At 30.0% G+C, this 16,663-nt stretch carries 14 protein-coding genes and 1 riboswitch; all 14 genes read left to right on the plus strand.

The annotated features are described in order from the left end of the window. Positions 1-88: 88 nt before the first annotated feature. On the plus strand, positions 89-397 hold the full coding sequence (locus KGF50_RS05350; RefSeq protein ID WP_227483559.1) for a PTS lactose/cellobiose transporter subunit IIA: 309 nt from the start codon (positions 89-91) through the stop codon (positions 395-397). Between the two features lie 26 nt (positions 398-423). After that, the gene (locus KGF50_RS05355; protein WP_227847136.1) at positions 424-750 is read left to right on the plus strand and encodes a PTS sugar transporter subunit IIB; all 327 of its coding nucleotides are present in this window, start codon (positions 424-426) and stop codon (positions 748-750) included. A gap of 47 nt (positions 751-797) precedes the next feature. Continuing rightward, positions 798-2,132: a PTS cellobiose transporter subunit IIC gene (gene celB, locus KGF50_RS05360; protein ID WP_227434554.1), complete on the plus strand. Its 1,335-nt coding sequence runs from the start codon at positions 798-800 to the stop codon at positions 2,130-2,132. 10 nt (positions 2,133-2,142) lie between these two features. Then, positions 2,143-2,661, plus strand: coding sequence for a GrdB-related putative oxidoreductase (locus KGF50_RS05365; protein ID WP_227847137.1), 519 nt, complete (start codon positions 2,143-2,145; stop codon positions 2,659-2,661). A gap of 94 nt (positions 2,662-2,755) precedes the next feature. Next, a complete protein-coding gene (locus KGF50_RS05370; RefSeq protein ID WP_227847138.1) occupies positions 2,756-3,715 on the plus strand; it encodes a N(4)-(beta-N-acetylglucosaminyl)-L-asparaginase in 960 nt (319 codons plus the stop codon). Between the two features lie 54 nt (positions 3,716-3,769). Continuing rightward, positions 3,770-4,822: a Sapep family Mn(2+)-dependent dipeptidase gene (locus KGF50_RS05375; protein ID WP_227847139.1), complete on the plus strand. Its 1,053-nt coding sequence runs from the start codon at positions 3,770-3,772 to the stop codon at positions 4,820-4,822. Between the two features lie 2 nt (positions 4,823-4,824). Beyond that, positions 4,825-5,499 carry a copper homeostasis protein CutC gene (locus KGF50_RS05380; RefSeq protein WP_227847140.1) on the plus strand — a complete coding sequence of 225 codons (675 nt, stop codon included), beginning with the start codon at positions 4,825-4,827 and terminating at the stop codon, positions 5,497-5,499. 565 nt (positions 5,500-6,064) lie between these two features. Further along, positions 6,065-6,616, plus strand: coding sequence for a ribosome hibernation-promoting factor, HPF/YfiA family (hpf, locus tag KGF50_RS05385; protein WP_227847141.1), 552 nt, complete (start codon positions 6,065-6,067; stop codon positions 6,614-6,616). A 131-nt stretch (positions 6,617-6,747) separates the two neighbouring features. Continuing rightward, complete coding sequence (gene secA / locus KGF50_RS05390) at positions 6,748-9,423, plus strand: preprotein translocase subunit SecA (protein WP_227847142.1); 2,676 nt, start codon at positions 6,748-6,750, stop codon at positions 9,421-9,423. Positions 9,424-9,437: 14 nt separating this feature from the next. Further along, a protein-coding gene (gene prfB, locus KGF50_RS05395) for a peptide chain release factor 2 (RefSeq protein ID WP_227847143.1) occupies positions 9,438-10,545 on the plus strand; the annotation gives its coding sequence in 2 pieces (ribosomal slippage) (positions 9,438-9,512 and positions 9,514-10,545; 1,107 coding nt in all). A gap of 149 nt (positions 10,546-10,694) precedes the next feature. Further along, on the plus strand, positions 10,695-12,836 hold the full coding sequence (locus tag KGF50_RS05400) for a Tex family protein (RefSeq protein ID WP_227847144.1): 2,142 nt from the start codon (positions 10,695-10,697) through the stop codon (positions 12,834-12,836). A 163-nt stretch (positions 12,837-12,999) separates the two neighbouring features. Beyond that, positions 13,000-14,166 (plus strand): amidohydrolase, encoded by a 1,167-nt coding sequence (locus KGF50_RS05405; RefSeq protein ID WP_227847145.1) that lies wholly within the window; start codon positions 13,000-13,002, stop codon positions 14,164-14,166. A gap of 59 nt (positions 14,167-14,225) precedes the next feature. Beyond that, a riboswitch (FMN riboswitch) is annotated at positions 14,226-14,343 on the plus strand. Between the two features lie 124 nt (positions 14,344-14,467). Then, entirely contained in the window at positions 14,468-15,073 is a 606-nt protein-coding gene (locus KGF50_RS05410; RefSeq protein WP_227847146.1) for an ECF transporter S component, read from the plus strand. Between the two features lie 336 nt (positions 15,074-15,409). Next, positions 15,410-16,450, plus strand: a complete 1,041-nt coding sequence (locus KGF50_RS05415; protein WP_227847147.1) for a DUF4116 domain-containing protein — start codon at positions 15,410-15,412, stop codon at positions 16,448-16,450. The last annotated feature ends 213 nt before the right edge of the window (positions 16,451-16,663 follow it).

Here is a 16,663-nt window from a genome sequence, read left to right on the forward strand (position 1 = left end):
TTGTGCATGTTTTTTTGTTTTTATAAGATATTATATATCTATCAGATAGAAATCAGTTAAAAGTAGACAAGTAATTTAGGAGGAAGAAATGGAAGAAATAGTATTAAAGATTATAATTCATGCTGGGAATGCAAAATCTATGCTTTACGAAGCTCTTGATTGTGCAAAGGAAAACGATTTTGAAAAGGCTGATGAATTAATCGAAAGTGCAAATGAAGAAATATTAAAAGCGCATAAAGTACAAACAGAACTTATACAAAAGGAAGCAGGAGGAAATAAGTCAGATATATCTATTTTACTAATTCACTCTCAAGACCATTTAATGACTTGTATGAGTGAAAGAAACCTTATAAAAGAAATGATAGTGCTAAGAAAAGAAATTCAAAAACTAAAATAAAAAATAATTAAGGGGGAGTTAAGATAATGAAGAGAAAAGTATATTTATTTTGTAGTTTTGGGATGTCAACGAGCTTACTTGCAGGAAAGATGCAGAAAGTAGCAGATGAACACAATTTACCAATAGAAGTAGAAGCATTTCCAATAGCAGAAATTGATAAGATAGTTGTAGAAAAGAATCCAGATTGTATATTGTTAGGACCTCAAGTTAAATACATGCTAAAGGAGTTAAAGCCAAAGTTTGAAGCTCAAGGAAAACCTGTGGATTTAATAAATGAAACTGACTATGGAACTATGAATGGAGAAAAAGTACTAAAGCTTGCTATAAAATTAATAAAATCTAAACAGGCTTAAAGGATTAAAATTATAGTAAAAAGATACTGAGAAATGAGGGTGGATAGATGAATAAATTGGAAAGAATACTTATGCCATTGGCTGAAAAAATAGGTAAAAATAAATTATTAATTGCAATTAGAGATGGTTTTTTAGTATCATCACCATTATTGATAATAGGGTCATTATTTTTATTAGTAGCGAACTTCCCAATTAAAGGATGGGATGAATTCGTAGGTCAAATTTTTGGTCCAGATTGGGCAGTAAAATTACAACAACCAACTATAGCGACTTTTGAAGTAATGACTTTACTTGCAGTTTTAGGAATTGGTTACTCTTATGCTAAACAAATAGATGTAGACCCAATTGCATCAGCAGCAGTTGCAATAGTCGCTTTTTTTATAGTGACACCATTTGTAATACCATATACACCAGAAGGAACAAAGGCAGTCTATATGGTAACAGGTATCCCCTTGGGGTGGATGGGTTCTAAGGGAATGTTTGTAGGAATGATAACCGCAATAACATCTGTTAAATTATTTGCAGTAGTTGTCAAAAAAGGGTGGACATTGAAGATGCCAGATGGAGTTCCTCCAACTGTTTCAAAATCATTTGCTGCATTAATACCAAGTGCAATAGTTATGGTAGTTTTCTTTTTAGTTAAGATTGCTTTTGAAGCTACACCATATGGAAGTATACATGAATTTATATTTAAGTTTTTACAAATGCCATTATTAAAATTAGGAAATAGTCTAGGTGCTATGGCAATAGCTTATATATTCTTACATTTATTCTGGTTCTTTGGAATAAATGGTAGTAGTGTTGTCGGAGCTGTCTATAATCCAATATTAAAAATTTTATCAGCTGAAAATTTAGCGGCTTTTCAAGCTGGTTCAAAAATACCAAACATAATAACTGGTCAATTTCAGGATATGTTTGCAACATTTGGTGGGGCAGGTAGTACACTATCCTTAATTATAGCTATGTTACTTATATGTAAAAGTAAACGTATAAAATCAATGGGTAAACTATCAATTTTACCAGGGATATTTGGAATAAATGAGCCGTTAATATTTGGTCTACCAATAATGCTTAACCCGATATTACTGATACCATTTGCAATAGTTCCAACAATAAACATAATAATAGCTTATTTCTGCATGTCAGCAGGATTAGTACCACTTACAAATGGGGTTCAATTACCATGGACAACTCCAATTATATTCTCTGGTTTTCTAACAACAGGATGGCAAGGTGCTTTACTGCAAATAATACTTCTTGTACTAGGAATATTTATGTACATGCCATTTATAAAAATGTTAGATAAACAATATTTAAAAGAAGAAAAAACAAATGTTGAAGAGGAAGATGATGATATATCTTTTGATGATTTAGTATTATAGGAGGATAATTATGAAGAAAATAGTTATGATATTGGATCAAATACAAGCAGGTGCAGGTGGGAAAGAAAAAAGCAATATACCTCCTGCTGGAAAATCAAGCCCATTAGGTCCAGGTGTAATGATGGAACCATTTTTAAAAGAATCTAAAGTAATAGCGACACTTTTTTGTGGGGATGAATTTTTTATAAACAATGAAGAAGAAGTGACAAATAAGATGATAGCTATGGTTAAAAAGTTAAACCCTGATGTAGTAATTTGTGGACCAAGTTTTAATTATGAAAATTTTTCTAAGATGTCAGCAATATTATCTAAAAGTATAAACAATAAAACAGATATACCAGCTTTTGCAGCTATGTCAGAAGAGAATACAGATATAATAAACGAATACAAAAATGATATATGTATAGTTAAGACACCTAAAAAGGGCGGAATAGGTCTTAATGATTCACTAAATAATATATGTAAATTAGCAAAATCAATAGCAAATAAAGAAGATATAACTTCAATGAAAGAAGAATTTTGTTATTAATTAATACTCCACTAATTGTCAAATTTAAGTATTACACTATATTATGATTAAAGTATGTGGATAGAGTTTATATAATAAGGAGGGATTTTCTAATATGTGGGGAATGATAGCAACATGGAGAATGGCTATAGAAGGAATCACTGAAGCATCAGAACATTTAGAAAAAGGAATGGAAGCAGGAGATGCTGTAGAACTTGCTGTAAGAAGAGTTGAAGATTATCCATTCTACAAATCGGTTGGATATGGAGGACTTCCAAATGAAAACTGTGAAGTAGAACTTGATGCTGCATTTATGGATGGAAACACACTAGATATAGGAGCAGTTGCAGGTATAAGAGATTATTCTAATCCTGTCAGTATAGCTAGAAAACTAAGTTATGAGAAAGTGAATAATTTCTTAGTTGGAATTGGAGCTGAAGAGTATGCTCATAAAAATGGATTTGAAAGAAAAAATATGTTAACAGATAGAGCTAAGCTACATTATAAGAAGAGGAAAAAAGAAACTTTAGATAAGGGATTAAGCCCATATGCTGGTCATGATACTGTTGGAATGATATCTTTAGATAAAGATGGAAAGATGTGTGCAGCAACTTCAACAAGTGGACTATTTATGAAGAAAAGAGGTAGAATAGGAGATTCTGCACTATCTGGTTCGGGATTCTTCGTTGATAGTAGCATAGGAGGAGCTACAGCTACTGGTCTTGGAGAAGATTTGATGAAAGGATGTATATCATATGAGATAGTTAGACTTATGAAAGAAGGAAAACATCCACAAGAGGCATGTGATATAGCAGTAAATGAGTTAGATGAACAACTTATCAAAAGACGAGGAAAAGCTGGAGACTTATCGTTGGTTGCTATGAATAATAAAGGTGAATGGGGAGTAGCTACAAACATAGCTGACTTTACATTCTCAGTAGCTACTAAAGAAGAAGCCCCTACAGTGTATATATCAAATAGAATAGATGGTAAAACTATACATAAGGTTGTGTCAAACGAGTGGATGGAAGCATATGAAGCTAGGATAAAAGCACCAATAGAGGTGAGTGAATAAAGTTTGTATTTATACAGTAAAGTAGTATTCTTTAATATTTAAAAGGAGATTTTTATGGATATCATAAATAATAAAGTAGATGAGTTAAAAGAAAATTTATTAAGTGATATTATCGATATTGTAAAAATACCTAGTGTAGAAGGGGAGTCAGAAAATGGCTTCCCTTTTGGCGAAAAGGTAGGAAAAGCACTTAATAAAGCACTAGAAATTTCAAGAAACTTAGGATTTAAAGTTAGAAACTTAGATAATTATATTGGTTATGCAGAATATGGAGATAGTAAAGATTATATCTGTGTAATAGGCCATGTAGATGTAGTACATGAAGGCGAAAATTGGATATATCAACCTTATGGAGGAGAGATATATAATGGAAGAATCTATGGTAGAGGGGTATTAGATAATAAAGGGCCTATAATGTGTGCTTTATATGGACTATATGTTATTAAAGAATTAGGTCTAAAGTTAGATAAAAAGGTTAGGATAATTTTTGGCACAAATGAAGAAAGTGGATTTAAAGATATACCATATTATTTAAAAAAGGAAAAACCTCCTATAATGGGGTTCACACCAGATTGCAAATATCCTGTTGTATATGGTGAAAAAGGTATGGCAAAAATTATAATCAAAAATAACTGTAACTATAAGGAAGACACATTTTTAAGCTTTATAGAAAATATATCTGAAAAAGTGATTGTTACAAATCAAGAGCTATATAAAGAAAATGATGGTATAATACTGGAGATAAAAGTAAAATATGACTTTAGTTATAAACTAGAAGATGTATTAGATGAAATAAAATCTAATTTTCCTAATGGTACAGAGATAGAAGTAATTTCTAATTTTAATCCTGTATATTTTGATAAAGATAGTAAGCTTGTTAAAAAACTTCAAATAGCTTATGAAAGAGTAACATCATTAGATGGTACTCCAGTAACAACTAATGGAGGTACATATGCAAAAGTAATGCCAAATATAGTTCCATTTGGGCCTTCGTTTCCAGGACAAAAAGGAATAGCTCATAATCCCGACGAATATATGGATATAGATGATATAATTTTAAATGCAAAGATATTTGCAAATGCAATATATGAATTAGCAAAGGAGTAGTTATGTTAGAGATAATAGGAATGACAGTAGAAGACGCTAAGATTATAGAAGATTGTGGCGCAGATAGAATAGAATTAGTTAGTGCTTTAACTGAAGGAGGACTGACACCAAGCTTTGGGCTTATAGAAAGTGTTGTTAACAGTGTAAAGATACCTGTGAACGTAATGATAAGACCTCATGCTAAAAGTTTTGTATATAGTAAAGAAGATATAAATATAATGTTAAAAGATATAGATATAGTCAAAAAGATTGGAGCTAATGGCATTGTATTTGGAATGTTAGATAAGTATAACAATATAGATGAAGAAAGTTTAAATTTTTTATTACAATACTGTGATAATCTTGATGTTACATTTCATAGAGCAATAGATGAATCAAATACAATAGAAAGTGTTAATATTTTAAAAGATTATGACAGAATTACAAATATACTAACATCAGGGGGAAAGGGAAGTATAAGAGATAATACAAAAGTTATAAAAGATATGATGCTTAACTCTAATAATATAAAAATTCTTTTAGGAGGAGGACTTAATTTTAATAACATAGTGGAAATAAAGGAAGTAACTAAGGCAAATAATTTTCACTTTGGCACAGCTGTTAGAATAGATAAGAATCCATTTGAAGATATAGACAGACAAAAGCTTAAACAATTAGTAAATATAATTTCGAAATAATATAAACATATATGATTTATACAACTTATTAGATTAAATAAAGAGTGTTAGTCAATTGTAGTATGGGTATATAAATTTTATGAGTATTGATTAAGAAATTATTGTTATGATGCTTTACTACTTTTAGGTAATTTTGAAGCTAAACTAAATAGTGAAAGAAAAAATGAAATATGGAGGTCTTAGAAGTTGGATAACTATGAAAAATTTATAAAAGTTAAGTGGCATATAATACATATAATTTCCTAAAATTACCACTTTATGACATGAATTCACATATTAATAAACAATTATTGGAGATATTTGTGGATAGAAAGGACAATAAAAATAGCTTTAAATACACAGGAACAAGAGTTATTAACAGTTTTATCCACATTATCCACAGGGTATTGTTATAATATTAATCCACATAAGCATTAAGGTGATTGAAAATGAAAAATAATTCTATCAATTGAATAGAAAAAATCACAAAAGTTAATAATAAAAGAAGGATTATGAGAGTTTGTGTAGAATATATTATTAAAGTATAAATTTTCTTATACTGGCATAATTGAAGGGAGATGTACTTATGAACATAATTATATCTGGAAAACAAATCGAATTAACTGATGCAATAAAAAATAAAATCGAAAGCAAATTAAGTAAGTTAGATAATTACATTCATCCAGACACTGATGTAAAGGTTACAGTAAGTGCTAAAAAAACAAGACAAAAAATAGAAGTAACAATAGCTACTGTAAATGGTCCTATAATTAGAGCAGAAGATATGCAGGAAAATTTATACACAGCTATAGATGTTGTATATGATAAATTAAGTAAACAATTAAAAAAATATAAAAAGAGACTACAAGATAAGCATCAAGACAACAAGAGTATAAGATTCCAAGATGCAGAGATAAATCTAGCAGATGAAATAGAAGATTATGAAGATGAAAATCAAGATATAGTAATTCAAAGACGTAAGAAATTTAGTGTTAAGCCAATGAGCGAAGAAGAAGCTGTATTACAAATGGAATTAGTAGGACATGATTTCTATATGTTCAAGAATATAGATTCAGATGAAATAGCTGTAGTTTATAAACGTCATAATGGCGGATATGGTATAATAGAACATGAATAAAGCAATCTAGATTTAATCATATTAGCTATCGATAAATAATTTATCGATAGCTTTTTAAATTAATATTAAAAGTATAGTTTTTATGGTAAAATGAATAATAGTACAATAAAGAACGAGGAGAGATGTAAAATATGAGCTTTATGGATAGTTTATTCAACATGGCAGATAAAAAAGAATTGAAAAAGTTCAGTAAGACTGTTGATATAATAGATTCATTAGAACCTAAATTTGAATCTATGGCAGACTCGGAACTTAAAAATATGACAAATACATTTAAAGAAAGATTAGAAAATGGAGAAAGTATAGATGATATACTTCCAGAAGCATTTGCAGTAGTCAGAGAGACTTCTAAAAGAGTATTAGGTCTTAGACACTACAGAGTTCAAATGATTGGAGGTATAGTGTTACATCAAGGAAGAATAGCTGAGATGAAAACAGGTGAAGGTAAAACTTTGGTTGCAACTGCTCCTGTTTATTTGAATGCTCTTACTGGAAAAGGTGTACATGTTGTAACAGTAAATGACTACCTTGCAAAACGTGATAGAGACCAAATGGCAAAGGTTTATGAGTTTTTAGGAATGAGTGTAGGTGTTATTGTACATGGTCAAAATCCAAAAGTTAGAAAAGAACAATATGATTGTGATATAACTTATGGTACAAATAATGAATATGGATTTGACTACCTAAAAGACAATATGGTAATACACAAAGAGCAAAGAGTTCAAAGAGGATTAAATTATGCGATAGTGGATGAGGTCGACTCTATACTTATAGATGAAGCTAGAACACCACTTATTATATCTGGTCCTGGAGATAAATCAACTCACTTATATTCAGATGCAAATACATTTGTGTTAACTTTAAAACCAGATGACTATGAATTGGAAGAAAAAGATAAGGCTGTATCTCTAACAGCATCAGGTATACAAAAAGCAGAGGTATACTTTAATGTTGATAATATAACAGATATATCTCATACAGAGTTATATCACCATATAAATCAGGCTCTAAGAGCACATGTAATAATGAAAAAAGATGTTGATTATGTTGCTAAAGATGGAGAAATAGTAATAGTTGATGAATTTACTGGTAGACTTATGTTTGGTAGAAGATATTCAGAAGGCTTACATCAAGCAATAGAAGCCAAAGAAGGTCTTAAAATACAGAGAGAATCTAAAACACTAGCTACTGTAACATTCCAAAATTACTTTAGAATGTATAAAAAACTTTCAGGAATGACTGGTACAGCAAAAACAGAAGAAGAAGAGTTTAAAGCAATATATAAAATGGATGTTTTCCAAGTTCCTACTAACAAACTTATGGTAAGAGAAGACTTGCCAGATAGTGTATATAAGAGTGAGATTGGTAAATTTAATGCTGTAGCTGAAGAAATAATTGAAAGACATAAAGTTAATCAACCAATACTTGTAGGTACAGTTTCAATAGAAAAGTCAGAACTACTATCACAAATATTAAAGAAAAAAGGTATTAGACATGAAGTATTAAATGCTAAACACCATGATAAAGAAGCAGAAATAATAGCACAAGCAGGTAGGCTTGGAGCTGTTACAATAGCTACTAACATGGCTGGTCGTGGTACTGATATAGTTTTAGGTGGAAATCCAGATTTCCTAACTAAGAGAGAAATGAGAAGAAATGGATTTAAAGAAGATGTAGTAAATAGAGTTGATACTCCAATAGAAGGAATACCTGTGGCAGGAAATGAAATTTTATTTGAAGCTAGATCAGAGTATGAAAGATTATATAAACAATTTAAACAACAAACAGAAGAAGAACAAAAACAAGTAGTAGAAGCAGGTGGACTTGCTATAATTGGTACAGAAAGACATGAGTCTCGAAGAATAGATAACCAGTTAAGAGGTCGTGCTGGTCGTCAAGGTGACCCAGGTAGTTCAAGATTTTATATAGGTCTTGATGATGACCTTATGAGATTGTTTGGAAGCGATAGAATCTCTGGAATCGTAGATAAAATAGGTCTTGAAGAAGACATGCCTATAGAACATAGAATATTATCTAAGTCTATTGAAGGTGCACAAAAGAAAGTCGAAGGTAAAAACTTTGGTATAAGAAAACATGTACTTCAATATGATGATGTTATGAATAAACAAAGAGAAATAATATATGCAGAGAGAAAACGTGTATTAGAAGGTGAAGATTTACAAGAGCAAGTACAATCAATGACTCATTCTATAATAGAAGAAGCAGTAACTCTTTATACACAAGATAAAGGATTTGATGAAGACGGGTTTAAGGAACACATGTATAATCTGTTCCTACCAAAAGGTAGTATAGAAATCCCAGAGATAGAAAAACTTAATCCGGTTGAAATAACAGAAAAAGTTTATGAAATAGCTATGAAGATATATACTGCAAAAGAAGAACAAATAGGTGATGAAAGAATGAGAGAAGTTGAGAGAGTTATCTTACTTCAAGCTGTTGATAATCACTGGATAGATCATATAGATGCAATGGATCAATTACGTCAAGGTATAGGGCTTCGTGCTGTAGGTCAACAAGACCCAGTTATTGCTTATAAAATGGAAGGATTTGATATGTTTGATGAGATGAATAAACATATCAAAGAAGATACTGTAAGATATTTATTTAATATAACAATAGAGGCTCCAGTAGAAAGAAAAGCAGTTGTAGATGTTGAAAATCTAACTTCTCCATCAGATGGAACTCTTCCAACAAGTAAAACTATTAAGAAAGATGAAAAAGTTGGAAGAAATGATTTATGTCCTTGCGGAAGTGGTAAGAAATATAAAAACTGTTGTGGAAGATAGTCTTGGAGGATTAAATGTTAAGAATACAAGAGTATAGACATAGTGTGGAGCAAATAGCTTCAAATTTAGAAGAATTGAGGGTTTCTCTTTGACATAGCTTCATTGATGGAAAAGATAAAAATTAATGAAGAGAAGATAAACAAACAAGATTTTTGGAATGATAATGAAGTAGCACAAAAAGTACTTCAAGAAAATAAAGCTTTAAAAGAAACTCTAGATGAATATGAAAGTCTAAACAACTTATTAGAAGATGTAGAAGTATTAATTGAAATAGGTCTAGAAGAAGAGGATGATTCTGTTGAAAAGGATATAGAAAAGTCTATAGAATTAATAGAAGAACAATTATCTGAGATGAAAATAAAAACTCTTCTAAATGGCGAGTATGATAAAAATAATGCTATATTATCTATAAATGCTGGAACTGGAGGTCTAGATGCTCAAGATTGGGCTCAGATGCTTCTAAGAATGTATATAAGATGGGCAGAAGGCAAGGGATATAAAGTTAAGCTTTTAGATATAATATCAGACCCTGAAGCTGGAATAAAGACAGCTACAATTCTTGTAGAGGGAACCAATACTTATGGATATTTAAAAAGTGAAAAAGGGGTTCATAGATTGGTAAGAATATCTCCATTTGACCCATCAGGAAAGAGACATACTTCATTCGCTTCTATAGACGTAACACCAGAGTTAGATGAAAATATAGAAGTAGAAATTAACCTATCAGATTTAAAGATAGACACATATAGAGCGTCTGGTGCTGGAGGGCAACATGTAAACACAACTGACTCAGCTGTTAGAATAACACATATTCCTACTGGTGTAGTAGTTCAATGTCAAAATGAAAGGTCTCAACATTTAAATAAAGATAGAGCCATGAGACTTTTGATGGCAAAATTGATAGAGTTAAAAGAATTAGAGCAAAAGGAAAAAATAGAAGATATACAAGGTAAATATTCACAAATAACATGGGGTAGCCAAATTAGGTCATATGTTTTCCAACCATATAAGTTAGTCAAAGACCATAGGACAAATGCTGAGTTTGGAAATGTAGATAGTGTTATGAATGGAAATATAGACTTGTTTATCAATGAATACTTAAAAATGAATAAGACAGTTTAATAAATAATGTACAGTAATTAAGATAGATATATAAGAAGGTTAGTGCTTACTATGCACTTTACAGCACTTAGGCTGAGGACTACAACCCTCAGCCTTCGTTCTGTTTACCGTTATACTTATGAAAAAACTAACATTAGGAGTGAAAAAAATTGGATATAAATCAAATCTTAAAAAATGAATTTAATCTCAAAGACGAACAAATAAATAATACGCTAAAGCTTATTGATGAAGGAAATACAATACCATTTATAGCTAGATACAGAAAAGAAATGACTGGTGAGATGAGTGATGTCACATTAAGAGAATTCTATGAAAAATTGATGTATCTAAGAAACCTTCAAAGTAGAAAAGATGATGTAGTTAGGTTAATAGATGAACAAGGAAAATTAACAGATGAAATAACACAAAATATAGAAAAAGCAAAAACACTACAAGAAGTAGAAGATATATATGCACCATATAAACAAAAGAAAAGGACTAGGGCAACAATAGCAAAAGAAAAAGGGCTAGAAAATCTAGCAGTATCAATACTAGAGAGTAATCTAGATAATATAGATTTAGAGGCGAAGAGTTATATAAATGAAGAAAAAGAAGTAATTTCTGTTGAGGATGCCTTAAAAGGCGCAAGAGATATAATTGCAGAAACAGTTTCAGATGATGCTAAGATTAGAAAATACATAAGAGAGCTTGCTTTAAGAGAAGGAATGATAGTTAGTAAAAGTTCTACTGATGAGAAATCAGTTTATGATATGTATTACGATTATAGTGAAGCAGTAAAAAGTATGGCTCCACATAGAGTTTTAGCAATAAATAGAGGAGAAAAAGAGAATTTTTTAAAAGTTAAATTAGAAATAAATAATGATAAAGTTTTAAATTATATAGTAAATGAATATGTAAATGATAAAAACTTTAAGAATAAAGATGAAATTGTAAATTCAATAGAAGATTCATATAAAAGATTAATTTTCCCATCTATAGAAAGAGAAGTAAGAAATCATCTGACAGAAATAGCTCAAGAAAGAGCTATAAGTGTATTTGGAAAAAATGTTAAAAGTTTATTACTTCAACCACCAGTTAAAGATAAAGTAGTTATGGGATTTGACCCTGCATTTAGAACTGGTTGTAAAATAGCGGTTGTAGATAAAAATGGTAAATTATTGGACTATACAACAGTATATCCGACAGACCCTCAAAATAATGTAGAAGGGGCAAAGAAGACTTTAAAAGAATTAATTGAGAAATATAGTATAGATATAATTTCAATAGGAAATGGGACAGCATCAAGAGAATCAGAAACATTTGTATCAGAAATGATAAAAGAGATAGATAGAGAAGTTCAATATGTTATAGTAAGTGAAGCTGGTGCATCAGTTTACTCAGCATCTGAACTTGCAAATGAAGAACATCCAGATATAAATGTATCAATAAGAGGAGCTATATCTATAGCAAGAAGACTACAAGACCCATTAGCAGAACTTGTGAAAATAGACCCTAAGAGTATAGGTGTAGGTCAATATCAACATGACTTAAATAAGAAGAGATTAGAAGAAGTATTAAATGGAGTTGTTGAGGATTCCGTAAATAGTGTTGGAGTAGATTTAAATACTGCATCATATTCTCTATTAGAGCATATTGCAGGAATAAGTAAGGTTATCGCAAAAAATATAATAGCATATAGAGAAGAAAATGGAGACTTTACATCAAGGGTCCAACTGAAAAAAGTAAAAAGACTTGGGCCTCAAGCATTTACTCAATGTGCTGGATTTATGAGAATTTTAGATGGAAAAAATCCTCTAGATAATACGGGTGTACATCCTGAAAGCTATGATATATGCAAAAAAATGATTGAAATAATAGGATATTCTTTGGATGATGTAAAAAATAAAAATATAGAAGAAATAGATGAAAAAGTTAAGGAAATTGGTTTGAGAGAATTAAGTGAAAAATTGGAAGTAGGCCAAGTTACTTTAAGAGATATCATAGCTGAAATCAAAAAACCAGGAAGAGACCCAAGAGAAGAGGGTATAAAGCCTATACTTAGAACTGATGTCCTAAAAATTGAAGATATACAAGAAGGAATGTCTTTAAAAGGTACAATAAGAAATGTTGTAGATTTTGGAGCATTTGTAGATATTGGAATAAAAAATGATGGATTAGTTCATAAATCAGAAATGAGTAATAGCTTTGTAAAAGACCCTATGAGTATTGTTACAGTAGGTGATATAGTAGATGTAAAAGTAATTGGGATTGACTTAAATAAAAAAAGAGTAGCATTGTCAATGAAAAAATAGGTTAAGTTATGTTTAGTTATGATACTTACATGTAACGATTGTGAATGTAAGTATCATAATAAAAAAATTTAAGAAATTATGAAATAGGATTGTAAGGAAATAATATTTAAAATAAGTAGTATAGTATTGAAAAGTATAGTATTGAAAATCAGGAGGAAAATGAATGGTTTTTGTAAAAAATGGTAATATAAATACCATAACAAATGGAGTAATTCAAGGAGATATACTTATAGACCAAGGAAAAATAATAGAAATAGGAAAAGATTTAATAGCACCTTTAGATGTAGAGGTGATAGATGCAAGTGGTAAATTTGTGTTTCCAGGGTTTATAGATGCCCACACTCATTTGGGATTGTGGGAAGATGGTATAGGATTTGAAGGAGCAGATGGAAATGAAGAAACTGACCCAATAACACCACAATTAAATCCTATAGATGGAATTAATCCAATGGACAGAACATTTAAAGAAGCTTTTGAAGGTGGTATAACTTCTGTGTGTACAACTCCTGGAAGTGCAAATGTTATGGGAGGTCAATGTATAGCTATAAAGACATATGGAAAAAGAATTGATAAAATGGTAATAAAAAATCCAGTAGCATCTAAAATAGCCTTTGGAGAAAATCCAAAAAGTTGTTATGGTCAAGATGATAAATCTCCACAAACTAGAATGGCAATAGCTTCATTGCTTAGAGAAAATCTTAAAAAAGCAGAAGAATATTTAGAGGAAGTCGACCTGTATGAAAGTCATGATGATGAAGACTGTGAAAAACCTGAATATGACATAAAAATGGAAAGTTTGATACCTGTTTTAAGAGGGGAAATTCCTTTTAAAGCACATGCTCATAGAGCTGATGATATGTTTACAGCTATAAGAATTGCAAAAGAGTTTAATTTAAAGCTTACATTAGACCATTGTACAGAAGGTCATCTTATAGTGGAGGAGCTATTGGAAGAAGGATTTCCTGTAATAGTAGGACCATCATTATCAGAAAGGTCTAAGTTTGAACTTAGAAATTTAACTTTTAACACAGCTGGGATACTTTCAAATGCAGGGCTTGATGTATGTATAATGACAGACCATCCAGTAATACCAGTTCAATATCTTCCAATATGTGCAGGAATAGCAGCTAAGCATGGTATGAAAGAAGAAAAGGCAATAGAATCTATTACAATAAATCCAGCTAAGACTCTAGGAATTGAAGATAGAGTAGGTTCTATAGAAGTTGGTAAAGATGCAGATATAGTAATTTGGGATAATTCTCCACTAGAGATTCAAAGTAATGTACTTTACACTATAATAAATGGCAAGGTAGTGTACGAAAAAAAATAACTTGACAATTATTAAAAAATTAACTAATATAAGAGTGTAAGGAAAATTAAAAAATCAAAGAAGATCTTCGGGGCAGGGTGAGATTCCCTACCGGCGGTATAGCCCGCGAACTACTTATGTGGTTGATTTGGTGAAATTCCAAAGCCGACAGTAAAGTCTGGATGAGAGAAGATATTTATGGAATATAAATAAGTTTATTTTAGTTTGTTTAAACTATATCCATAAAAACTCGAAGATAGGATCTTCGAGTTTTTTGTTTTTCCTAAAAAATATAAATATATTTATTAGGAGGATAATAATTATGCAAAGTACAGCAAAAAGAAGTAATATGATTTCAACAAGAACTTTAGTAGTAATGTCAATTTTATCAGCAATATCTTATTTATTAATGTTTATTCAAGCACCAATACCAGGTATATTTCCAGATTTCTTAAAAATTGACTTGTCAGATATTCCAGCAATATTTGGTGGTATGTCTTTAGGACCAGTAGTTGGGTTTGGAATAGTTGTAGTAAAAAATATACTACAAGCAATTACAGCAACAACAACTGGAGGTATAGGAGAATTTGCAAATATATTAATTGGTGGTTCTTACGTAATGATACTTTGTTATTCATATAAGAGAAGTAAAGATTTAAAAGGTGTATTAATTGGATTTGTATTAGGAACAATAGCAATGACTATAATTGGTTCATTAGTGAATTATTTTGTAATGTTACCACTTTATGGTCAAATGATGGGACTAGATGCTATAATAGGCTTAGGTTCAGCTCTAAATCCTAAAATTCACGACCTATTTACTTTTGTAATTTGGATGATAGCACCATTTAATGTACTAAAAGCTGTGATAATATCTTTAGTAACATTACCACTTTATAAAAAAATGGGAAATGTAATAAAAAAATAATCAGACAAGAAAATATAAAATTTTAAAATTAAATATATTGAAAAGCCATAATTTATTTATAACTTCAGTCTCATGTTGTGATTGATGTATTAAATACATTATGGCTTTATTAATTTATCAAAAAATGTATTTAAAATAAGAAATATTTAGACAGATTTAATTTTTAAAATAAAGGAAGAATTAAAACGATTAACTATTAAAATACTAAAAAGGTATCTACAATATGCAGAGCGAATTCATAATAAACAAAAAATAAAGTTATTATTAAGAATAAATAATGTTTTGAAATGTGATTCTTAATAATAGCTAATTTAATAATGATAGGAGAGTAGATTTATGAAAATATGTAAAACAATGAAAAAAGTATTTTTAGACGATAAAGGGTATTATTTTAATAGTGATTGGGAAAATATTCATATAGGCATTGATAGTAAAATGTTAGGAGATTCTTTAAAGTATATTACAAATGAGTATATTGAAAATATGGAAAGAGTGAAGTATGATTATCATGAATTAGAAAATATAAATAATCAAACAGATGGTATGTGTACTTTAGCTGTAAGACAGAATTATAAAGCTTTGAAGTATGTAAAAGATCAAACAGAAGAATTATGTTTAGAAGCTATAAGGTACAATTATAGAGCACTTGAATATGTAAAAGAACAAACTGAGTATATATGTCTTGAAGCAATAAAAAAGGATTGCAATGCACTTAAGTATGTAAGAAATCAAACAGAAGAACTTATTATACAAGCAATAAGATGTTCTTCCAATATAGATGTTGTAAGTATATTAAAAGCTTTAGAGGTTCAAACAAGAAAAATATGTTTAGAAGCAATTAAAAAAGATGGCAGGTGTCTTGCATATGTTAGAGAGCAAAGTGAAGAATTATGTATAGAAGCTATAAAACAAAACTATAAAGCACTTCAATATGTACAAAACCAAACAGAAAAAATGTGTATAGAAGCTGTAAGTCAAAATGGTATGGCATTACAATATGTAAACCAGCAAACAGAAAAAATATGTTCAGAAGCAGTCAAACAAGATGGAAGAAGCCTACAATTTGTTAATAATAAGACAGAAGAAACATGTATAAGAGCTATAAGATATTTGGATAAAAAGTACAATATTAAAGATGTACTAAATTACATAGATAACTATACAGAAGAGATATGTACAGAGATTGTAAGACAAAATGGAAAGATGCTTATGTATATAAAAAATCAAACAGAAAAAATGTGTATTGAAGCAGTAAAAGAAAATTATAAATCTCTCAAGTATGTAAAAGAGCAATCAGAGGAAATATGTAAAGAAGCCCTAAAACAAAATTGTAAGGCAAAAGAGTATGTGAAGATTGCTATTGATGATTATGTATAAGTTTTGATTAAAAAATAGCTACGCACACTCGTGACTTTAGTCATGAGTTAGTAGCTAAAGTAGTCAGCATATAGGGAAACTTATATGTAGAGATAGGATAAGAACCTATCCAATACTACTTGAATTGCTGGAAACCCCTAAAGCTAACCAAACTAAAACATAAGGATGAAATAAACCTAAGTGTGAAAGTTACGAAAGTAGAAAAAATTGGTT

This window comes from Clostridioides sp. ZZV15-6598 (genome assembly GCF_020657705.1).
Taxonomy (GTDB): Bacteria; Bacillota; Clostridia; order Peptostreptococcales; family Peptostreptococcaceae; genus Clostridioides; species Clostridioides difficile_F.